The organism is Shinella yambaruensis (assembly GCF_022899355.1).
Taxonomy (GTDB): Bacteria; Pseudomonadota; Alphaproteobacteria; order Rhizobiales; family Rhizobiaceae; genus Shinella; species Shinella yambaruensis.
The window spans coordinates 39,642-60,168 of record NZ_JALJCK010000005.1 but is presented as its reverse complement, the minus strand read 5'-3'; the positions used below and the strand labels follow the sequence as shown (position 1 = coordinate 60,168).

24 protein-coding genes are annotated in these 20,527 nt (G+C 64.4%); 16 read left to right on the top strand and 8 right to left on the bottom strand.

The window, feature by feature from the left end; all coding sequences use genetic code 11:
- Positions 1–40: 40 nt before the first annotated feature.
- From MUU56_RS12825 to MUU56_RS12795, 7 genes are all read left to right on the top strand, one after another.
- Positions 41–1,237: a Gfo/Idh/MocA family protein gene (locus tag MUU56_RS12825; RefSeq protein ID WP_244767690.1), complete on the top strand. Its 1,197-nt coding sequence runs from the start codon at positions 41–43 to the stop codon at positions 1,235–1,237.
- Positions 1,234–1,902, top strand: a complete 669-nt coding sequence (locus MUU56_RS12820) for an amino acid ABC transporter permease (RefSeq protein WP_244767689.1) — start codon at positions 1,234–1,236, stop codon at positions 1,900–1,902. Before MUU56_RS12825 ends, MUU56_RS12820 begins: the two co-directional genes overlap by 4 nt.
- A 5-nt stretch (positions 1,903–1,907) precedes the next feature.
- Positions 1,908–2,567, top strand: a complete 660-nt coding sequence (locus MUU56_RS12815) for an amino acid ABC transporter permease (RefSeq protein ID WP_244767688.1) — start codon at positions 1,908–1,910, stop codon at positions 2,565–2,567.
- Positions 2,568–2,628: 61 nt separating this feature from the next.
- Positions 2,629–3,474, top strand: coding sequence for a transporter substrate-binding domain-containing protein (locus tag MUU56_RS12810; RefSeq protein ID WP_244767687.1), 846 nt, complete (start codon positions 2,629–2,631; stop codon positions 3,472–3,474).
- A gap of 131 nt (positions 3,475–3,605) precedes the next feature.
- Entirely contained in the window at positions 3,606–4,505 is a 900-nt protein-coding gene (locus MUU56_RS12805; RefSeq protein ID WP_244767686.1) for an NAD-dependent epimerase/dehydratase family protein, read from the top strand.
- A 43-nt stretch (positions 4,506–4,548) separates the two neighbouring features.
- The gene (locus MUU56_RS12800) at positions 4,549–5,499 is read left to right on the top strand and encodes a ketopantoate reductase family protein (protein WP_244767685.1); all 951 of its coding nucleotides are present in this window, start codon (positions 4,549–4,551) and stop codon (positions 5,497–5,499) included.
- A 108-nt stretch (positions 5,500–5,607) separates the two neighbouring features.
- Entirely contained in the window at positions 5,608–6,426 is an 819-nt protein-coding gene (locus tag MUU56_RS12795; RefSeq protein WP_244767684.1) for a DMT family transporter, read from the top strand.
- 20 nt (positions 6,427–6,446) lie between these two features.
- Here MUU56_RS12795 and MUU56_RS12790 read toward each other — a convergent pair whose 3' ends face one another.
- Entirely contained in the window at positions 6,447–7,253 is an 807-nt protein-coding gene (locus MUU56_RS12790; RefSeq protein ID WP_244767683.1) for a sugar phosphate isomerase/epimerase family protein, read from the bottom strand.
- A 107-nt stretch (positions 7,254–7,360) separates the two neighbouring features.
- Here MUU56_RS12790 and MUU56_RS12785 point away from each other — a divergent pair, with 107 nt between their 5' ends.
- Positions 7,361–8,134 (top strand): SDR family NAD(P)-dependent oxidoreductase, encoded by a 774-nt coding sequence (locus MUU56_RS12785; protein ID WP_244767682.1) that lies wholly within the window; start codon positions 7,361–7,363, stop codon positions 8,132–8,134.
- 9 nt (positions 8,135–8,143) lie between these two features.
- Here MUU56_RS12785 and MUU56_RS12780 read toward each other — a convergent pair whose 3' ends face one another.
- Positions 8,144–8,926, bottom strand: coding sequence for an IclR family transcriptional regulator (locus MUU56_RS12780; RefSeq protein WP_244767681.1), 783 nt, complete (start codon positions 8,924–8,926; stop codon positions 8,144–8,146).
- 61 nt (positions 8,927–8,987) lie between these two features.
- The gene (locus tag MUU56_RS12775) at positions 8,988–10,031 is read right to left on the bottom strand and encodes a LacI family DNA-binding transcriptional regulator (protein ID WP_244767680.1); all 1,044 of its coding nucleotides are present in this window, start codon (positions 10,029–10,031) and stop codon (positions 8,988–8,990) included.
- Positions 10,032–10,473: 442 nt separating this feature from the next.
- On the opposite strand from MUU56_RS12775, the gene MUU56_RS12770 reads away from it, so the two are divergent.
- From MUU56_RS12770 to MUU56_RS12745, 6 genes are all read left to right on the top strand, one after another.
- The gene (locus MUU56_RS12770; RefSeq protein WP_244768099.1) at positions 10,474–11,193 is read left to right on the top strand and encodes an amino acid ABC transporter ATP-binding protein; all 720 of its coding nucleotides are present in this window, start codon (positions 10,474–10,476) and stop codon (positions 11,191–11,193) included.
- A gap of 111 nt (positions 11,194–11,304) precedes the next feature.
- Positions 11,305–11,931 (top strand): nuclear transport factor 2 family protein, encoded by a 627-nt coding sequence (locus MUU56_RS12765; protein WP_244768098.1) that lies wholly within the window; start codon positions 11,305–11,307, stop codon positions 11,929–11,931.
- A 61-nt stretch (positions 11,932–11,992) separates the two neighbouring features.
- Positions 11,993–12,859 carry a sugar phosphate isomerase/epimerase family protein gene (locus MUU56_RS12760; protein WP_244767679.1) on the top strand — a complete coding sequence of 289 codons (867 nt, stop codon included), beginning with the start codon at positions 11,993–11,995 and terminating at the stop codon, positions 12,857–12,859.
- Positions 12,856–13,329: a type II 3-dehydroquinate dehydratase gene (gene aroQ / locus MUU56_RS12755; protein WP_244767678.1), complete on the top strand. Its 474-nt coding sequence runs from the start codon at positions 12,856–12,858 to the stop codon at positions 13,327–13,329. Before MUU56_RS12760 ends, aroQ begins: the two co-directional genes overlap by 4 nt.
- Positions 13,326–14,087 (top strand): sulfite exporter TauE/SafE family protein, encoded by a 762-nt coding sequence (locus tag MUU56_RS12750; protein WP_244767677.1) that lies wholly within the window; start codon positions 13,326–13,328, stop codon positions 14,085–14,087. Before aroQ ends, MUU56_RS12750 begins: the two co-directional genes overlap by 4 nt.
- Before the next feature lie 47 nt (positions 14,088–14,134).
- Positions 14,135–14,389 carry a MurR/RpiR family transcriptional regulator gene (locus MUU56_RS12745; protein ID WP_244767676.1) on the top strand — a complete coding sequence of 85 codons (255 nt, stop codon included), beginning with the start codon at positions 14,135–14,137 and terminating at the stop codon, positions 14,387–14,389.
- On the opposite strand, the gene MUU56_RS12740 is transcribed toward MUU56_RS12745, so the two are convergent.
- Entirely contained in the window at positions 14,344–14,649 is a 306-nt protein-coding gene (locus MUU56_RS12740; RefSeq protein ID WP_317633311.1) for an aldolase/citrate lyase/malate synthase family protein, read from the bottom strand. The two genes, MUU56_RS12745 and MUU56_RS12740, sit on opposite strands and share 46 nt — an antisense overlap.
- 125 nt (positions 14,650–14,774) lie before the next feature.
- On the opposite strand from MUU56_RS12740, the gene MUU56_RS12735 reads away from it, so the two are divergent.
- Positions 14,775–15,656, top strand: a complete 882-nt coding sequence (locus MUU56_RS12735) for an intradiol ring-cleavage dioxygenase (protein ID WP_244767675.1) — start codon at positions 14,775–14,777, stop codon at positions 15,654–15,656.
- A 9-nt stretch (positions 15,657–15,665) separates the two neighbouring features.
- On the top strand, positions 15,666–16,724 hold the full coding sequence (locus MUU56_RS12730; RefSeq protein ID WP_244767674.1) for a maleylacetate reductase: 1,059 nt from the start codon (positions 15,666–15,668) through the stop codon (positions 16,722–16,724).
- A 395-nt stretch (positions 16,725–17,119) separates the two neighbouring features.
- Here MUU56_RS12730 and MUU56_RS12725 read toward each other — a convergent pair whose 3' ends face one another.
- Genes MUU56_RS12725 through MUU56_RS12710 form a run of 4 tightly spaced genes read right to left on the bottom strand, consistent with a single transcriptional unit; the run spans position 17,120 to position 20,499 of the window.
- Entirely contained in the window at positions 17,120–17,584 is a 465-nt protein-coding gene (locus MUU56_RS12725) for an SRPBCC family protein (protein WP_244767673.1), read from the bottom strand.
- A 13-nt stretch (positions 17,585–17,597) separates the two neighbouring features.
- Entirely contained in the window at positions 17,598–18,428 is an 831-nt protein-coding gene (locus tag MUU56_RS12720) for an XdhC family protein (protein ID WP_244767672.1), read from the bottom strand.
- Between the two features lie 11 nt (positions 18,429–18,439).
- Entirely contained in the window at positions 18,440–19,624 is a 1,185-nt protein-coding gene (locus MUU56_RS12715; protein ID WP_244767671.1) for a vWA domain-containing protein, read from the bottom strand.
- Positions 19,621–20,499, bottom strand: coding sequence for an AAA family ATPase (locus tag MUU56_RS12710; protein ID WP_244767670.1), 879 nt, complete (start codon positions 20,497–20,499; stop codon positions 19,621–19,623). Before MUU56_RS12710 ends, MUU56_RS12715 begins: the two co-directional genes overlap by 4 nt.
- Positions 20,500–20,527: the final 28 nt, after the last annotated feature.

The window sequence follows — 20,527 nt, the reverse complement described above, 5'->3', positions numbered from 1 at the left end:
GCTTGGCAGGCAGAGCTGCATCACGAGGGAGGACCAGTTGATGCTGAATGCGACGGTGGAAATGATCGGCCGACGGCTGCGGGTAGGGCTCGTCGGGGGAGGCGAAGGTTCGCTCATCGGGGCGACGCACCGCATCGCGATGCGCCTCGACGACCGCTACGAGATCATCGCGGGCGTGCTCTCCAGCAACGGCGAGAAGGCCGTGGAACTGGGCCGCAAGCTCGGGATCGCCAGACCCTATGCCAGTCTTTCGGATATGCTGAATGCCGAGCGCGAGCGGCAGGACCCGATCGACGTCGTCGCGATCATGACGCCGAACGACAGCCATGTCTCATCGGCGATCGCCGCGCTGGACGCCGGCTTTCACGTCATCTGCGACAAGCCGGTGGCCAACACGCTGGACGACGCGCTGGCGCTGGCGCAGAAGGTGCGCGAGAGCGGCCGCCGCTTCATGGTGACCTACAACTACACCGGTTATCCGATGGTGCGCCAGGCGCGGGCGATGATCGCCGCCGGCGTGATCGGCGCGCCGCATCTCGTCGAGGTCAGATACGCCCAGGGCAATCTCAGCAGTCTGGTCGAGCACCAGCCCGACCTTCCCGTGCAGTTGCAATGGCGGCTGGATCCGGCTCGCGGCGGGGCGGAGAACCTTCTGCTCGACATCGGCACCCATGCGCATCACCTGGCGACCTATGTCACCGGCCGGCCGTTCGAGACGGTGTTCGCCGATATGGGGCCTGCGCTCAAGGGCCGCCGGTTCGACGATACCGCCGTCATCCTCGGCCGGCTCGCCGGGGACCTCCGCGTCTCGCTCTCCCTCACCAAGGCCGCGACCGGCGCGCCGCAGGTCTTCGGGATCGAGGTCTATGGCGAGAAGGGCGGCCTGCAATGGGAGCAGGGCCTGCCCAATGTGCTGCGCCACACCCGGCAGGGCAAGCCGCTGGAGGTTTATGGGCGCGCCACGGAGGGTCTCCTGCCGCTCGCCAGCCACTCCATCCATTCGCCCCCGCATCATCCCGAGGGATTCCGCGAGGCCTTTTCGAGCATTTACAGCGATTTTGCTGATGTGCTCGCCGCCGAGATCGCCGGTGTCGCGCCGCCGGCGGTCAGCCTGCATTATCCCGGCATTCAGGACGGCGTCGACGGCCTCGCCTGGGTCGAGGCCTGCGCCCGGTCTCGAAAGGAAGGCGGCTGGGCGCCGCTTGCGAAGAACCCGATCGCGGAGGCCGGGCCGTGACCTATCAGTTCGATTTCGGCGTCGTCCTCCGCAACTACCCGATCCTCCTGGAAGGGACCTGGCTCACCATCCGCCTCTCCATCACGGCGATGGTGCTCGGCCTCCTCATCGCGCTCGCGATGGTTCTGGCGCGGCGCTCACGCTTCTGGGGAGTTTCGGCGATCTCGCTCGCCTATGTCGAAATCGTCCGCAACACGCCCTTCCTCGTGCAGATCTTCCTGCTGTATTTCGGTCTGCCGACGCTCGGCATCCGCATGTCGCCCAATACGGCGGCGGTGATCGCGCTCTCCATCAATGTCGGGGCATATGCGACGGAAATCATCCGGGGCGGTGTTGAATCGATCAGCAAGGGCCAGATCGAGGCGGGGCTCGCCATCGGCCTGCGTCCGTTACAGGTATTCCGCTATGTGATCTTCAAGCCGGCGATGCGGGCGATCTATCCGGCCCTCACGAGCCAGTTCATCCTCATCATGCTCACGTCGAGCGTCGTCGCCTCCATTTCGGCGAATGAGCTGACCTATGTCGCGCAGTCATTGGAAACGATGACCTTCAGAAGTTTCGAAATCTATTTCGTCGTCACGATCGTCTATCTCATCCTGACATTTCTCTTATCGCGAATATTCGACTTTCTGTACGGCTATTTGTTTTCTTATCCGACGAGGTAGGGACAATGCTTACTGTTCGTGACTTTGGTTTCAATGAATTCTTTTTCCTGCTGACCGGCCTGTGGTGGACGATCGGCCTCTCGCTGGTGGCCTTCGCCGGGGGGGTGCCGGGCGGCCTCGCCATCGCGCTGGCGCGGGTGGCGAACGGGCCGCTCCGCCGATACTTCGCCAAGGGCGTCATCGAGCTATTCCAGGGCACCCCGCTCCTGATGCAGCTCTTTCTCGTTTATTTCGGCCTCGGCCTGCTCGGCTTCGAGCTCAGCCCCTGGACGGCTGCCGCCATCGCCTTCACGCTGCATGCGAGCGCTTTTCTCGGCGAAATCTGGCGCGGCTGCATCGAGGCCGTGCCGAAGGGCCAGACGGAGGCGGCGACCGCGCTGGCGCTCTCCTACTGGACGCGCATGCGCTACGTCATCCTGCCCCAGGCATTCCGCATTTCGCTTCCTGCGACGGTCGGCTTCTTCGTGCAGCTCATCAAGGGTACGTCGCTGGCGGCAATCATCGGCTTTACGGAACTCGCCCGCGCCGGGCAGATCATCTCGAACGCCACCTGGCAGCCGCTGCTGGTCTACACGGTCGTCGGGGCGATCTACTTTGCCCTGTGCTGGCCCCTGTCCCGTTACAGCAAGCATCTGGAAAGCAAATATGCGCTCGCAGACCGGTGATGCGTTCATGAAGGAAATAAACCTATTCGAACGTCAAAAATAACCAAGTGGAGGAGTGAAAATGTTTTGCAATCTCTTGAAGTACCTGCAGCGTCCCCTCGTGAAACTGGGCATAGCGGCCATCGCGCTTGCCTGCCTCATGCCGGGCCTTTCGCCGACCGAAGCCTCGGCCGGCACGCTTGAGGACATCGCAGCCCGGGGAAAGCTGATCGTCGGCATCCAGGCGGAAAACCCGCCATGGGGCTTCATTGACGAGAAGGGCGAGAACGCCGGCTATGACGCCGACGTCGCGCGGCTGATGGGCGAGGCGCTCAAGGTGCCGGTCGAGTTCGTGCGCGTCACGACGCCGAACCGGATCGCGCAGCTTCAGACCGGGCGCGTCGATGTGTTGATCGCCGTTCTCGGCATGTATCCCGACCGCGCGGAGGTCGTGCAGTTCTCTAAGCCCTATTCGACACTGCGCAACATCGTGATCGCGCCGAAATCCACGGAGATCAAGGACTTTCCCGATCTTGCGGGCATGAATGTCGGCGTCTGCCGCGGCTGCAACCAGGACAAGATCCTGACGGAGAACGTACCGTCCGACACAACGATGCAGCGCTTCGACGACGATGCGGCGACCGCACAGGCGCTGCTCTCCGGACAGGTCACGGTGATAGGTGGGAACAACACCTATATTGCCAACATCAACAAGGTGAAGCCGGACAACGACTATGAACAGAAGTTCGTGCTCACCACCCAATGGACCGGCATGGGCCTACGCAAGGGCGATCCGGAATTCCTCGCCTGGACCAATGATTTCATCGACGGGATCATCAAGGACGGCCGACTGAACGAGGTCAGCCAGCGCTGGCTGCAGGAGGACCTGCCGGAATTCCCGGCCAAGCTCGACGGCATTCCGTTCTGATCCGAGCCGCATGGAAGAAGGAAGCCGCCGGAGGACGCCCGCGGAATGCGGGGCCGGTCCGGCGGCTCCAACCCGAACGTAACGCCCGCGACATGTCGCATATGCGGCGCGGCGGAGGGAGTGCTGCCTCAATGCGCGTCTTGATCACAGGAGCCGGAGGGTTCATCGGGGCATGGGCGATCCGCCGTTTCATCGCGGCCGACGTCGCTGTGCGCGCCTTCGACATCCGCTCGGACCGGCGCATCCCCGACGAGGTCGACGTGGCCGCCGCCGACGCAGTGGAATGGTCGCGCGGCGACATCACGGACGCCGCGGCGGTCGAAAAGGCCGCCAGGGGATGCGCGGCGATCGTCCATCTCGCCGGTCTTCAGACGCCGGCCTGCATGGCCGACCCGGTCGCCGGTGCCATGGTTAACGTCATCGGCACGCTGAACGTCTTCAGGGCCGCCCTTTCGACGGAAGCCGGCTTCGTCGTCTACGCCAGCAGCGCGGCGGTGTTCGGGCCCGACAACGGCCACACGCCATTTCCCGTGACCCACTACGGCACCTACAAACTGGCCAACGAGGGAAATGCCCGCGCCTTCTTCCGGGAAGAGGGGCTTTCCAGCATCGGGCTGCGGCCCTTCACGGTCTACGGCCCCGGCCGGGACACGGGCCTTTCCGCCGGCTTCACGCTTGCCTGCCGGGCGGCGGCGGAGCGGCGTCCCTACGTGATCGGGCTGACGGGCGCATCCGACATGCTCTTCGTCGACGACGTCGCGGCGGCGATCGAGACGGCCGTGGCGACGCGGCCGAAGGGCGCTTCCGCCTTCAGCCTCATCGGCGAGACGGCCAGCGTGGAGGATTTCATCCGCGAGATCGGGCGACATGTTCCGGATGCGCAGATCCGCGCCGAGGGACCGCCCATCTCGACCTATTTCGAACTCACCCCCGACCGGATCGAGACGGTCCTTCCGGGGCTTCCCCGAACGCCGCTCGAAGCCGGCGTGCGGCGCACGATCAATCACTATCGCCGCCGCGTTGGCCGCTAACCGGGGGTTTCACGGCGTTTTCTAGGATGTGGAAAGGACAGACATGAAAATCGGGATCATTGGCGCGGGCGCGATGGGCAGCATCGTCGGCGCGCGGCTGGCGAAGGCCGGCATCGACGTGACGTTGTTCGACACCTGGCGCGAGCACGCCGACGCCATCCGCACGAACGGGCTGACCATCGAGATGGACGACGGTCCGTTCACCGTCACGCTTCCCATCCACGACCGGCCGGCGCCCGACATGCGGTTCGACATCGTCGTGACGCTGGTGAAGTCGCATTCGACGCGCGCGGCCGCGATGATCGCCCGGGAGCATCTTGCTGAGGGCGGGGCCGTCATCTCTTTCCAGAACGGGCTGGGCAACGAGGAGGTGATCGCCGAGGTGATCGGGCCGGACCGCACGCTCGGCGGAACGCTCTATTTCGGCGGCAACGTCATCGGCCCGGCGCATGTGAAACATTCCAACCCGCATGCCGGCATCGCCGTCGGCGGGCTCACGCCCGAGGGGCAGGGGCCAGCCCGGCACCTGGCGGAAGCGTTGCGGGCGGCGGATTTCGAATGCCGGGTCGAGGACGACGTCATGGCCGTGAAATGGCAGAAAGCATTGCTCAATGTCGGCACCAACCCCTTCGCGACGATCCTCAACCTGCCGAACCGTGCGGCCGGCGACATTCCCGGAATCCGCCAGGCGATGATCGCCTGCTGCGCCGAGGCGATCGCCGTGGCGAAGGCCAAGGGCGTACGGCTGCCGGGCGGCGACGATCCGCACGACTATGTGCGCCAGGGCACCGACGTCCACAATTACGAACACAAGTCCTCCATGTGCATCGACCTTGCCGCCGGCCGGAAGACGGAGGTCGACTTCATGAACGGGGCGATCTCGGCCTTCGGCGCGCAATACGGTGTCCCGACCCCGCTTAACACCACGGTGACGGCCGCCATTCATCGCGTCGAGCAGGAAAAGCGGGAGACCGCCGCGGGCGCGTCCGGGTAGGCCGCCACCTGCTCGTTCCACCGTCTCCCTCGCAGCCGTCCGCCGGGCAAGACCATGACAATCGCACAGCCTGCAGCCGTTCCTCAAAGCCTGATCCGGGCGAGCGCCATGATTCTCGCCGCGGTCAGCTTCTTCGCCGTCGGTGACGCCTTCTCGAAGGTCGTTGCGGAACGGTCCGGCCCGGTAATGGCGCTCTGGGGGCGGGCCCTGTTCTTCGTCGTCTTCGTCGTGCCCTATTTCTGGTCGCGGCGCCTGCCGGAAACGTTCCTCGGCCCGAATGCCCGCCTGCTGGCGGTCCGTTCGCTGCTGCCGCTCGTCAGCGGCATGACCGTCATCATCGCCTTCATGTATCTTCCCCTGGGTCAGGTCACGGCGATCATCTACATCTCGCCGGTCATCAGCGTCGCGCTGGCGCGGATCTTCCTCGGAGAGCCGGTCGATCTCTATCGATGGCTCGCTGTCGTGATCGGCTTTGTCGGCGTGCTTCTCGTCACGCAGCCTGGTACGGACGCGTTCGACTGGGTGATGCTGTTGCCGCTGCTCGGCGGTGTCGGCCTGTCGTTCAACCATGTCATCACGCGGCACCTGTCGACGCGCATCCCGCTGAGCGCTGCCATCGTGCACATGGCGATCACCGGGCTTGTCGTCTGCACCATCCTCTTGCCTGTCTATTGGCGGCCGCTGGATGCGCAGGGCTGGCTGCTGGTGGCGGCCACGGGCTTGGCGCAGGCCGTCGGCCAAGTGCTGTTCCTCGCCGCCTTCGCCCGAGCGCCGGCCTCGCGTGTCGCGCCCTTCACCTATGCGCAACTCGTTGTCGCGGCGATCTGCGGCTTTGTCGCCTTCGGAGAGGTGCTGTCGTCGATCACCGTCGCCGGCGCCGGGCTGATCACGGCGGCCGGGCTCCTGACCCTGGCGCGGCGGCGATGAGCACCACGCCCGATCCTGTGTCAGGGCCTGCTGGCGGCTTCCAGCACGCCGCGCGCCGCCTGGAATATCCGCCGCGCCCGGCCGAGCGGATCGACGGGGCGGACGTCTCCGGCGAGCGGCGCCTCGACGCCGATCATCGTGCCCTTCGGCAGGGCCTCGATCATCGCGACGAGCGGGAACTCACCGTCTCCGGGGAGCAGCCTTCCATTGCGCGCCTCAAATGGCAGGTCGTCCGGCCAGGGCGCGCTCAGCGTCCCGTCGCAGAGCTGGAACGATCCGATAGCGTCCGGCGCAAGCGTGCGCAGCGAGGCCGGCGTGCCGCCCGAGCGGACGAGATGCAGGGCGTCCGGCAGGATGCAGCCCGAACCGGCGCGCCGGAGGATGTCGATGGCGTCTTCGAGGCTCTTCACGGGGCGAAACGGCATGAACTCCAGATCGACGACGACGCCGAAAGCGGCCGCGTCTTCGCTGAGCGCGGCGAAGACCTCCGAGAGCGCGGCGAAATCGCTGTCGTTCCCGGCCACCGTCAGGCGCTTCGCGCCGAGTTCGGCGCCGGTCTCCAGGGTCGCAACATAGTCGTCGCGTGTCATTCCGGCGTCGAGGGCGAGCGTCTCGACATAGGCGACGGCGATGCCGAGCGCTTCGGCCCGCCCGCGAACCGCCCGCATTCCCTCGGAGCCCGGCCGGATTTCGTAGACTGGCGCGCCCTTGGCGGCGGCGCGCACGCGCAGGCTGACGCCGGAAAATCCCGCGGCGGCGGCGGTCTCCAGGAAAGCGAGCGGTTCGAGATCGATCAGGCTTTGATGGGCGAGATAGAGCGGCGTCATTCGGTCGGTCCGTCCGTTGGAGGAAATCGTCTTGCAAAAGCTATGTGCCTATATATAAACTTGTTTCTCAAATAGAACAATCTAAAACCTCGGAAGTGGATGTTGCGATGTCGAATCTGGCGCAGTGGTTTTCTCTGGAAGGTAAGGTCGCCCTGGTGACGGGGTCTGCCCGCGGGCTCGGCTGGGCGATGGCGCAGGCGCTCGCCGAGGCCGGCGCGCATATCATCATCAACGACATCAACGAAAGCGCTCTGGAAAAGAGCGCACGCGACCTTTCGGCAAGGGGGCTGCAGGTCTCGACGGCCCGGTTCGACGTCACTAACGAGAAGGAGGTTAACGACGTGCTGGCGGACGTGACGGTGCGGACGGGTTCGGTGGACATTCTCATCAACAGCGCAGGCGTCCAGAACCGCAAGTACTTCATCGACTACGACCTCGACGAAATCCGCAAGCTGATGGAGATCCACTATTTCGGCTCCGCCAACGTCACGCGCGCGGTCATTCCCGGCATGCAGGCGAAGAAGGACGGCCGCCTGATTTTCGTCAGCTCCCTTTCGCTGAAATCGATGCGGGTTCCCATGGCGCCCTATGCGGCGGCGAAAGGCGCGCTGACGGCCCTGATGAACGCATTGGCGATGGAACTCGGCCCCTGGGGGATCACCAGCAATGCGATCGCGCCTGGATTCTTCATCACGGAGATGTCGCGGAAACTGGTGGAGGACAAGGAGTTCAAGTCATATATCGACAGCCGCATCGCCCTGAAGCGCTGGGGCGATCCGAAAGACCTCCAGGCTGCCGTGGTCTTCCTCGCCGGGCCGGGCGCGAGCTACTACACCGGCCAGGTGATCGAAATGAACGGCGGTATCCTGACGACAGTCTGACGCCGCCTGTCAGATCCAGCCACATTGATGGCGGATGTCCGCTACCGCCTTCTCCAGCACGGCGAGGCAGCGGTCGCGCGCGGCGTCCTCGAAGCGGGCGATGGGCATGGCGATGTTGAGCGAGGCGAGGGGGAAGCCCGACGCGCTGAGAACGGGGCGGGCGACGCCGGCGATGCCGATCGTGAACTCCTCCACGACCTGCGCATAACCCTTCGCCCTGACATCCGCCAGTTCGGCCTCCAGCGCCGGGATGGTGGTGATCGTGTTGGGGGTAATCGGCTCGAGCACGACGCGGCTGAGATAATCACGCCGCATCTCTTCGGGCAGATGGGCGAGGAGCGCCTTGCCGCCGGATGTGGCGTAGAGCGGCGCGGAATCACCGGACTGCATGTGGTAGAGCAGGCGGCGCGGGCTCGTCACGGCGGCGACGACCTCCGAGCGGTCGCCCTTGATGAAGTTGAGCGCGCAGGATTCCTGCGTCTCGCCTGTGATCCACGAAAGCACGGGCGCTGCCACCGAAACGAGGTCGGTGCTGTCGCCGACGCGCCTGGCGAGGTCGGCGATCGCCGGGCCGAGCTCGTAGCCTTTGCTGGCGGGCTGGTAGATCAGGTAGCCGCGCCGGACGAGGGTCTTCAGGAGCTGCGTCAGGCTGCTTTTCGGGATGTCCAGCTCCCGGGCGATTTCCGTATGGGTCTTGTCGCCCCAGCGCCCGAGATATTCGAAAAGATCGAGCACGCGCATCGCCGATTTGACGGCGCCCGATTCCTGAAGCTCTGCCTTGTCACTGGTCATGCTTCCTCGTAGGCGCTGCCGCCGGCTTCGGCAAGGGGCCAGCCGTCGGGACGCGCCGGCCTCAATGCTTGACCATGTAGTCGCGCAGCATGTCCAGGTTCAGGTGGTTCGAGATGTTTTCGCGGGTGACGATGGAGATCGAGACCTCGCCGCGCAGGCTGCGCGGCTTGTCGGCGCCCGAGACCAGGAATTGCAGGGCCTTTTCGGCGATCGCCGTCATGTCCTGGTGGATGACCACCTCCATGCGGCGCTGGAGCAGGAAGTCGCGGGTGTTGGCCGTGAGATTGTGGCCAATGACGAAGCTCGACGAGCCGCCGGCGTGCCGCTTCAGGGCGTTGATCGCCCCGATAATGCCGGCGCCGACGCAATAGACGCCGGCAAGCTTCGGGTCCCGCTTCAGCACCTCCGAAAGCCGTTCATAGGCTTCCTCGGTGTCGTCCTGCGTACAGGTGACGTCGAGGATTTCGAGGTTCGGGAAATCGGTCCGGAGTGCGCTGCGAAAGCCGAATTCGCGCTCGTCATGCGCCCGGTAGAGATGCCCGCCCCAGAGGACGGCGATCGGCCCGGCGCCGCGGGTCAGGAGCCCCATGAGATAACCCGCCGTGCGCCCGGCGGCGCGGTTGTCGAGGCCGACATAGCTCACACCCATGCTCGACAGGTCCGACACAACGGTCACCAGCGGAATGTTCCGGTTCGCCATCTGCGAGACGGTGTCGCGAACGGTCGGGTCCTCCAGCGCCTGGAAGGCGACGCCGCTCGTGCCCTGTTCGGCGCAGGCCTGCAGCGCCCGGCAAAGGCTCTGCGGGTTGAGGCGCTCGACGAAGGTCACGCGGTGCTGCACCTTGCATAGGTCCGCATGGTAGCGGAAGGCGGCGGCGAGATATTCCGTGGAAAGGCCGGCATTGCGGGGCAGGATGATGTCGTAGACGCCGAGGTCGCTGCGCTCTTCCGGGCCGTTCTCGGCCAGCTTCTGAATGGCGTCGCGCACGAGATCGACGGCCTTGGCGCTGACGCCCGGCCGACTGTTCAGCACGCGGTCGACGGTCGCCGAGCTCAGGCCCGAAACCCGGGCAATGTCCTGTATCCTTGGGCGTGTTGAGACCATGAATCCTCTTCCTTTGCTCATTCCATAGCGCATGCCGTCGTTCTTGCAAAGACGGGGCGATCGCCTCAAATGAGGGTGCACCGCCACCTGATGATTTGATGCCACACCCATTCGAAGGGCGAGGCAAACGTGCATGACGCACACCGTTGCGCGCGCTATTCTTTCTCGCGACACATCATTTTAGCGCCATGTGAGGCATCAAGACTTAATCAATGATACATCATTTGATGTTGACAGAAAACGGAACTTTGTTACGTTGCCGCTCGGGTGGAAGAGCATGGCGCCGCGGGCCGTTCAAGCGACGGGAACGTGCAAAACGCCGGGGTCGGCCCTGCGTTACGCGGGGCTTTGGCTGCGGCGAAGCCGCATGCGGCGCGAGAAACCGGGAGGATACATGACGACGAACAGGGATCTCGCCGCGACGGACGGCGTCTTCATCGAGATGCGCGACCTGAACAAATGGTTCGGCGTGTTCCACGCCCTGAAGGATGTGAGCCTCACCGTCGGCAAGGGCGAGAAGATCGTCATCTGCGGCCCGTCGGGATCCGGCAAGTCGACGCTCATCCGCTGCATCAACGGCCTCGAACCCTTCCAGAAGGGGCGCGTGCTGGTGGACGGCATCAATCTCGATGACGGCAAGGCGGTCGAGGCCGTGCGGCGCGAGGTCGGCATGGTCTTTCAGAGCTTCAACCTCTTCCCGCACATGACGGTGCTGGAGAACTGCACGCTCGCCCCCCGGCGCGTGCGCGGAATCGCCCAGGGCGAAGCGGAAAAGACGGCGCGGCAGCTTCTCGAAAGGGTGCGCATCCTGGAACAGGCCGAAAAATATCCCGCCCAGCTTTCCGGCGGCCAGCAGCAGCGCGTCGCGATCGCCCGCGCGCTGTGCATGGAGCCCAAGGTCATGCTGTTCGACGAGCCGACCAGCGCGCTCGATCCGGAAATGGTCAAGGAGGTGCTGGACACCATGATCAGCCTTGCCCGCGACGGCATGACGATGATCTGCGTCACCCACGAAATGGGCTTCGCCCGGCAGGTCGCCGACCGCGTGGTGTTCATGGCCGACGGCATGGTCATCGAAGAGGCACCGCCGGAGACGTTTTTCCAGTCGCCGCAGCATCCGCGCGCCAAAGCCTTTCTCGGAGAGATTCTCGCGCATCATTAGGTGGCCGCGACCTGCTGCTTGCCCAATTAGCATAGTTCATATATAAAACTGAGTTCATTATGAAGAACAAATGGAGCAAAGATGACCGAGACCGTGCGAGCCGGCAGCACCCTGTCATCCACGGCGCTGGAGGTGGCGCTCCGGGATCGCCTTGAGATAAGGGACCTCCTGGAAAACTGGGTGGTCTGGCGCGATGCGGGCCATTGGGAGCGTTTCCGCTCAGTCTGGCACGCGGACGGCCGGATGATGGCGACCTGGTTCCAGGGCAGCGCCGACGAATTTATCCGCGTCAGCAAGGAAGGCTGGGAGAAGGGCGTCAGCATCCTGCATTTCCTCGGCGGAACCTCGATCGATCTTTCCGGCGACCGAGCGATCGCCCAGACGAAGATGACGATCTCCCAGCGCGGCCGGATCGGCGACATCGTCTGCGACGTGGTGTGCACCGGCCGGTTCTACGACTTCCTGGAAAAGCGGCGCGGTGCCTGGGGCCTCGTTCTGCGCCAGCCTATCTATGAAAAGGACACAGTCTCGCCGGTCAATCCGTCGGCGACGCTGGTGCTGGACAAGGCGTTGCTCGAGCGCTTCCCCCAGGGCTATCGCCATCTCGCCTACATGCAGACCGGCATCGGCTACAAGGTCAAGGAGGACATGCCGGGCGTGAAAGGCCCACAGGTCGAGGCGCTCTATGCGCGCGGCGCCGCCTGGCTGGCGCGAACCGCATTGGACGGCGCGCCATGAGCGGCCGGCAGAAACGCCGCTCCGTGCGTCGAGCGCTGCGACTACCAGGAGTGCTGCGACCATGACGCGCTCACCCCACGGCAATCCGGCTTTTCTATCACTGGCCCATCTGACGCTGATCGACGCGGACCCGCTGACCCTCGTCGACGCGGCCGCGGCCGGCCGGTTCGACGCCATCGGCCTTCGCATCGTTCCGCCCATGCCGACCGACCGGATCGTGCCTGTCATCGGCGACGAGGTGTTGATCCGCGACATCGAGCGCCGGCTGGACGCGACCGGGATCCGCGTTTTCGATATCGAAGCCGTCTGGCTGACGCCGGAGACCGATGTCGTGCGTCTCAGGCCGGCGCTGGAACTTGGCGCGCGCCTTGGAGCGAACCATCTCCTCGTCGTCGGCAATGATCCGGAGGCGGGCAGACTCAGGGACAATTTCGCAGGACTGTGCGATCTCGCGGCAGGCTTCGGGATCGGCGTGGCGCTGGAGATGATGTCCTATGTCGCGCTGAACACGCTGCCGAAAGCGTTCCGCCTGCTCGACGAGGTCCGCCGCCCCAATGCGCGCCTCCTGATCGACGCGCTCCATCTCATGCGTTCGGGCGGAAAGCCCGCGGATCTCGTAGGGCTTTCCCCGGCGCTCTTTCCCTATGTCCATCTGTGCGACGCGGCTGCGGCCCGGCCGCCGGATCTGGAGCGCCTGCGCTACGAGGGCCGCAGCGGGCGCTTTTATCCAGGCGAGGGAGAACTGCCACTGGTGGACCTGATGCACGCGCTGCCGGCCGATATCGCGGTTGCGGTCGAAGCGCCGTGCGCGGCCTATGCCGGGCTGTCGCCGCTGGAGAGGGCGCGCATCTGCGGGGCGGCGACGCGCGCCTTGCTCAGCGCGGCGCAGGCCGCGCGAACGGCCGGCCAATGGGGGAAACGGGAATGAGCGGCGATTGCAAGGTGCTGGTCCTGAATGGTCCGAACCTCAACATGCTCGGGACGCGGCAGCCGGAAATCTATGGCCATTCGACGCTGGCCGACCTGGAACGGCTGGCGAAGACGGCGGCGGAGCCCTTGGGCCTCGTCATCGATTTCCGCCAGTCCAACAGCGAGACCGAGCTCATTACCTGGGTTCAGGAGGCGCGCGCCGACATGGCCGGCATCGTTATCAATGCGGGCGCCTACACCCACACTTCGGTCGCGATCATGGACGCGCTGCTCGCCTTTCCCGGGCCGGTGCTCGAGCTGCACCTTTCCAACAATTTCCGGCGCGAGGCCTTTCGCCATACATCCTACGTCTCGCTCGCCGCCAAGGGCATCATCGAGGGATTCGGCGCCGATGGATATGAGCTCGCCGTCCACGCCATGGCGAAGCTGCTGCGCGGCGCGGCGACGGAGGGCAGGAAGAACGGATGACCGAGATGACGTCCCTCGTCATCGTCACGGCGACGGTCGCGGCCTTCCTTGTTGGGCTCTCCAAGGGGGGCCTCGCCTCGGTCGGCATGCTCGCGGTTCCGCTGATGGCGCTGGTGATGTCGCCCGTCACGGCGGCAGCACTTCTACTTCCCATCTACGTCATCAGCGACATGGTCGGCCTCTACCTCTACCGCGGCGATTTCTCCAGCCGGAACCTCGCCATCCTCATGCCCGCGGCGGTCTTCGGCGTCTGTCTCGGATGGGCCTTCAGCGCGCACCTGCCGAGCCTCTTCATCGGCATGCTGGTTGGGCTGGTGGGGCTGCTCGGCTGCTTCAACGCCTGGGTCGGCGCGCGCTTTCGCAAGACCGTGCGGCGGGCCGACGTGCCCGCGGGCCTCTTCTGGGGAACGCTCGCAGGCCTGACGAGCTTCGTCTCGCATTCGGGCGCGCCGCCCTTCCAGATCTACGTGCTGCCGCAGCGTCTCGACAAGGTGACGTTCGCCGGCACCTCGACCATCCTCTTCGCCGCGATCAACGCGGCGAAGATCGCCCCCTACTGGGAATTGCGGCTGTTTTCGCGCTTCGATGCGACCGTGGCGTTATGGCTCCTACCGAGCGCGATCGCCGGCACCTTCGCAGGCGCGAAGCTGACGCGCGTCATTCCGGAAAAGCTGTTCTACCTGGTCATCCAGATCGCCCTTCTGGTTCTGTCCCTGAAACTGATCGCCGATTACGTCGTCACGCTTTTCCCGACGTGAAGTCGGCAAATTCCAATGCGCGGTATCCATTGCAAAGGAGGTGGATTATGCCCTTTCCCCCGGCCGATATCGGCGAACTCAAGCGCACGATCGTCAAACGGCAGCTTTCCTTGCCGCGGAGGGTTCGTGTGGTGCTGCGCACGGCGCTTGAAGAGCCTTACCTGGTGGCTTTCGGCACAGCCGGTTCGCTGGCGCAAGCCTGCTGCGTCGGCGAGACGACGGTGCTTCGAACCTCAAAATGCCTGGGCTTTGCCAGTTACACGCAATTCAGGGGGCTTTTCCGTACCCATCTGCAGGCCTGAAGCGGGCGAGCAAGTCGTCGGCCCCGCGGACCAGAAGGCCCATATCGCTGCCAATCGCGATGAAAGCTGCCCATCTCGATATAGCACCGTGCAGCGGCCTCCGCCGTCGCGAAGATGCCGACGGGCATATTCGCATCGCGCACCTTGTCGAAGATGTCCTTGATTTCGCGCTGCACGTCTTCGTGCGCGAGATTTCCGAGATGCCAGAGCGCCACCGCAAGGCTGGAGGGGCTGACGAAGACGCCGTCGACCGATGCCATGGGCTCCAGGTTACGAACGCCTGCCACGCTTCCGATCTGTACCGGCAGGCAAATGTCGCCTCTTGCGGTTTGAAGAGAACCACTGTCACGGCAAAAGTCGGAAATCAACTAGAGAGGAGTATGCAATGACCACTCGACCTTCTGAGGGTTCTACCTCCGCTAGGTATTTTACCGAGGACAATTCCGTGGAAGCAGTGAACGGCCGGATGGGGGCTGAAACCGACGCTCGCTTCGCGGTCGTGATGTCTAGCCTCGTCAAGCACCTGCACGCTTTTGCTCGCGAGATTGAGTTAACACAGGACGAATGGGAGATCGGCATCGAGTTTCTGACACGAACCGGTCAGATCTGCAGCCAAGAACGACAGGAATTCATTCTCCTTTCCGACACGCTCGGATTCTCGATGCTCGTCGACGCGATCAATAATCGTCGTCCTGAGGGCGCAACCGAGAACACTGTCTTTGGTCCGTTTCACGTCGAAGGCGCGCCGGTCCGTTCCATGGGCGACAGCATCTGTCTTGATGGTAAAGGCGAGACATGCCTGTTTATAGGTCGGGTCATCGACCTCGGTGGAAATCCGATTGAAGGTGCGCGGATCGATGTATGGTCGGACAATGCCGAGGGTTACTACGATGTTCAACAGCCGGACGTGCAACCCAAGTGGAACAACCGCGGAGTTTTCGTTACAGGAGCTGATGGGCACTACAGCTTTGTCGGTATAAAGCCGGTTTCCTATCCGATCCCCGATGATGGCCCCGTCGGTACGATGTTAGGCAATCTCGGCCGCCATCCATTTCGTCCAGCCCATATGCATTACATGGTCAGGGCTGACGGCTTTCAGAAATTGGTGACGCACACATTCGTTGGGGGTGATCCTTATCTGGAATCTGACACCGTCTTTGGTGTGAAGAAAACCCTCGTTGCGCCTTTCGAAAAGGTGACGGACGGTTCCACTCAGTGGAGGTCCGACTACGACTTCGTTCTCGTCCGCCCTGACCAGACCCGATAGGAGGCAGCGTTGCATAACTTTGTCTACAACGGAAATCCTGGCCGCGTGATTTTTGGCCAGGGCACGATCTCGCGCCTGAGGGAGGAAGCCGAAAGGCTCGGCATTCAGCGGTTGCTTGTGCTCGCAACACCCGAGCAGGCCGATCAAGCCGCCGCGATTGCGCAAAAACTCGGCGATCGAAGTGTCGGCCTCTTCTCGAAAGCTAAGATGCATACGCCTACCGAAGTCACTGCAGAGGCTATGGAAGTGGTCACGGAAACTCGAGCAGACGGCCTCTTGGCGATAGGCGGCGGATCCACGATCGGTCTCGGCAAAGCGATCGCTTTTCGGACAGACCTGCCACAGATAGTGGTTCCGACCACATATGCGGGTTCGGAAGCCACTCCGATCTTAGGCGAGACTGAAAACGGTCGGAAGGTGACGAAGTCGGCCCCGTCTATATTACCGGAAGTCATCATCTACGATGTTGATTTAACGATGACGCTTCCGTTCACCATGTCGGTGACCAGTGGAATGAATGCGATCGCACATGCCGTCGAGGCTCTTTACGCCCGCGAAACAAATCCCGTGACCTGCTTGATGGCCGAAGAGGGAACTTCCGCCATCGCGGGCGGGTTGCCAGTGCTCCAGCAGGATGCGACGAGCGTTTCGGCGAGAAGCGATGTTCTCTACGGTGCCTGGCTGTGCGGCGTTTGCCTTGGCTCAGTCGGAATGGCGCTGCATCACAAGCTCTGCCACACGCTCGGTGGGATGTTTGATCTTCCCCATGCGCAGCTTCACACGGCGGTCTTGCCACATGTAGTGGCATACAATCGCGCCGCTACGCCCGACGCGATGGCGCGTGTGAATCGAGCGCTTGGCTCCACGGAGCCGGCACGGGGACTCTACGAGCTTTCCAGCCGCCTCGGTGCGACAATGGCGCTCAAGGATCTCGGCATGCGGGAAGATGGCATCGACGCGGCACTTGATCAGGCACTTTCCAATCCATATTGGAATCCTCGTCCACTTCATCGTCAACCACTCCGTGAATTGCTCACTCACGCCTTTCACGGAATTGCGCCGCTCTAATCGCAGCTTGGCCGCCGCATTATGGAGCTTTGCAGAACGAGCCTTCAATGTGGATGACGCACCTTGCTGAGACAACGGTTCAACACTCACAGCGGAATGGCTCGGCTCACGCCCCGGCAACGCTATGTGGACTTACGTTATGGCTCCTGCCTTCTAAATCGAAGAGTTCGCCAGTCTTGGGCATGGTGTACATGATCACCGCCGCTCTGCTCGACAGCTCCGGGCCCAATCGAGCTGACATGATGGAACCAGAGGGAGAGGCCCCTTTTGGCTTTGACGCATATGTGGAACGACCCGGTTGGCAAGGCTTTTGTTGTATCATTCTTCATTTCTCGCGCCGCAATGGTTTCAATAGCTCGGTTCGTTGTTGCCGGCGTTTTCATGGCATTAGAGGCTCAACTCGCAATCTCTTCCCGCACCCTTGCGACCTTCTGAGTAAAGTCGGCAAAGAACTGCGCCGCCAGTTTTTTCGCCGTGGAATCGATCAGCCGGCTGCCGAGCTGGGCGATCTTGCCACCGACCTCGGCCTTGACGACATAGGTGAGCAGGGTCGCATCCGGCCCGTCTTCGGCGAGCGCCACATCCGCGCCGCCCTTGGCGAAGCCGACCATGCCGCCCTTGCCTTCGCCGCTGATCGTGTAGGAATGCGGCGGGTCGAGGTTCAGGAGCTGGACCGTGCCCTGGAAGCGCGCCTTCACCGGCCCGACCTTCAGCGCGACGGTCGCCGTCATCTCCGTGTCGGAGGTCTTTTCCAGCGTCTCGCAACCGGGAATGCACTGGCGCAGGATCTCCGGATCGTTCAGCGCCTGCCAGACGGTCTGCACCGGGGCTTCGATCCGTTCGCTGCCGTTCATGTCCATGAGAAATGTCCTTTCAGGCTGTGGTGGTGTCGCCACGCTGGTCGCGGCGGCGGATGACGAGAATTTCGGCGAGGATGGACAGGGCGATTTCCTCCGGCGTGATGGCGCCGAGATCGAGGCCTGCCGGTCCCTTGATCCGGTCGAGCCGCTCGGGCGGAATGTCCGCGTGGGACAGATCGGCCTTGAGCGCGGCCATCTTCCGCCCGCTTCCGACGAAACCGTAATATTCGGCCTCAAGGGCGAGCGCCGCCTGGAGTGCGGCGAGGTCGCCGCTGCCCTGGGTGGCGACCAGCGCGAAAATCTTGCCGACCGGCGGTTCGGCAATGGCAAATCCATCCACCACGACATCAGCCATAGGCGGCGCGGCGCGGTCGGCGGCGGGTGCGGCGAGCGTGATGTGGAAGCCGAGCAGGGCGGCCTGTTCCACCACCGCCATCGCGACGGGGCTCGCCCCGAACACGACGAGCGCCGGGCGCGGCAGCACCGGCTCGATGAAGATGTCCATCGTGCCCTTGCTGGGGCACATGTTGGCGGAGAACTGGATGCCTTCGCGCAATTCGCCGGCCGCAACGCCGTGTTCGGCCAGAAGCTCCTTCGGCTGCACCGAGATCAGCCGCGCCTTGCCGTCCATCAGCGCCTGCCGGGCGGCACGCAGCACCGCGCCGCGGGCGCAGCCGCCGCCGATCCAGCCGGCGACGATCGTGCCGTCCGGGCGGATCACCGCCTTGGCGCCGGCCTTGGCCGCGGTCACCGAGACGGTGCGCACGACGGTGGCGAGCACGAAGGCTTCCTCGGCGGATTTGAGGCGATTGGCGAGATCCATCACATCGACATGGGCGTTCATCGCGACCTCCCTCAGAGTTTCGCAAGATAGGGTTCGAGCGCCGCAAGGCTTTCGAGCGTATTGGCCGGCGCATGCAGGTCGACGAACGGCAGCGCGGCGCGGATGCCGGCCGCCTCCGGCGCATAGCCGTCCCAGCCCATCATCGGGTTCAGCCAGGCAATACGCCGGCAGCGGCGGCGCAGCGCCGCCATCTCCCGAGCCAGCTGCGCGGCATCGCCCGTCTCGTAGCCGTCCGAGACGATCATCACGCAGGTGCGCGAATGGATGACGCGGGCGGCATGCCAGCGGTTGAAGGTGGCGAGGCATTCGCCGATGCGCGTGCCGCCGCCGGCGCCCTCCGCCATCATGGACAGCCGGTCGAGGGCGCGTTGCGCATCGCGCTCCTTCATGGCGTCGGAGACATGGGCAAGCCGGGTGTGGAAGAGGAAGGCCTCCGACTCGCGAAAGGCGTCGAGCACGCCATGCATGAAGCGCAGGAAGAGCCCCGTATAGGGCGTCATCGAGCCGGAGGCGTCGAGCAGCATGACGAGGCGCAGCGGCTTTTCCTTGCGCCGGCGCCGGACGAGATCCAGCGGCACGCCGCCATGGCCGATATTGCCGTGGATCGTGCGGCGCAGGTCGATGCGGTAGCCGCGCCGGCGGGCGAGATCGCGGCGGGTGAGCCGCGTGCGCATCGCCCGCGCGAGATCGGCGGCGATGTCATGCGCCCGCGCCATGTCCGCCGGATCGGAGAGTTTTCGGAGGTCGATGCCGGAAAGCGTCTCGACGGCGGAGGCGCCCTCCATCCGGCTTTCGCCGCCGCCCACGCCCTCTCCGCCGTCGGCAGGGGCCTGATCAGAAACCGCGCCGCCCTTCGCCCCGCCGCCCTCCAGGGCTTTCAGGCCTGGGCCGACATGTCCCGAAGCCGCGCTCCGGCTGCGTACGCGTTTTCCCAGCCAGAAGGCATCGAAAATGCCGTCGAACCGCTCCCATTCGCTGCGGCGGGCGGAAAACAGATGTTTCAGGGCGGAGCGCAGCAGGCCGGGCTTTTCCGCATAGCCGGCGGCCATCAGCGCTGCGGCATCGCGGCCCTCGCCGAGCCCGACGGAAAAGCCGTTGTCGCGCAGCGTCTTCAGGAAGGCCGACAGCTTTTCCGCGATGAGACGGCCGACCGCGCTCGATTCCTCCGGGGTTAGGGGCGTGCCGCAACAGCTCATGCCACCCTCCCCAACAGGCGCTCGGTGACTTCGCGGCGGAAGCGCGCCTTGTCCTCGCGGGTCTTGAGCAGGCAGGCCAGCGTCTCGTGCACCGCTTCGGGATCGTCCTTCAGGTCGGCAATATCGAGGCCGACGAGCACCGCCGCCCAGTCCAGCGTTTCGGCGACGCCCGGCACCTTGCGCAGGTCCTCCTTGCGGATGTTCTCGACCATGCGGGCGATCTGCAGGGCGAGCGCCGCGCCGGCCCCTTCGATGCGGGCGAGGATGATACGCGCCTCGCGCTCGACATCGGGATAGTCGATATGGTGATAGAGGCAGCGCCGCCGGAGCGCATCGGAAAGCTCGCGCGTGCCGTTCGAGGTCAGCACGACATGCGGGATCGTCGTGGCGGTGATCGTGCCGAGTTCGGGAATGGAGACCTGGAAATCGGAGAGCAGTTCCAGGAGGAACGCTTCGAATTCCTCGTCGGCCCGGTCGATCTCGTCGATCAGCAGCACCGGCGCCTTCTGCCGGCGGATGGCCGCGAGCAGCGGACGTTCCATCAGGTATTTTTCGGAAAAGACCGCGTCTTCCAGCCCGCCGGCCGCCTCGCCCTGCCGGGCCTGGATGGCCAGCAGCTGGCGCTGGTAGTTCCACTCGTAGAGCGCCGCCGACTGGTCCAGCCCCTCGTAGCATTGCAGCCGGATCAGTTCCGTCTCGTGCACCGATGCGATGGCATAGGCGACCGCCGTCTTGCCGACGCCGGCCTCACCTTCCAGCAGCAGGGGGCGGGAGAGCATCTGCATCAGCGAGAGGGCGACCGTCAGGTCGCGGTCGGCAATGTAGCCGGCGCTCGCCAAACGCTCGCCGATTTCGGGGCGGGAGAGCGTGTTCATGTCGTGGCCCCATCCGTCGCATGGCGGG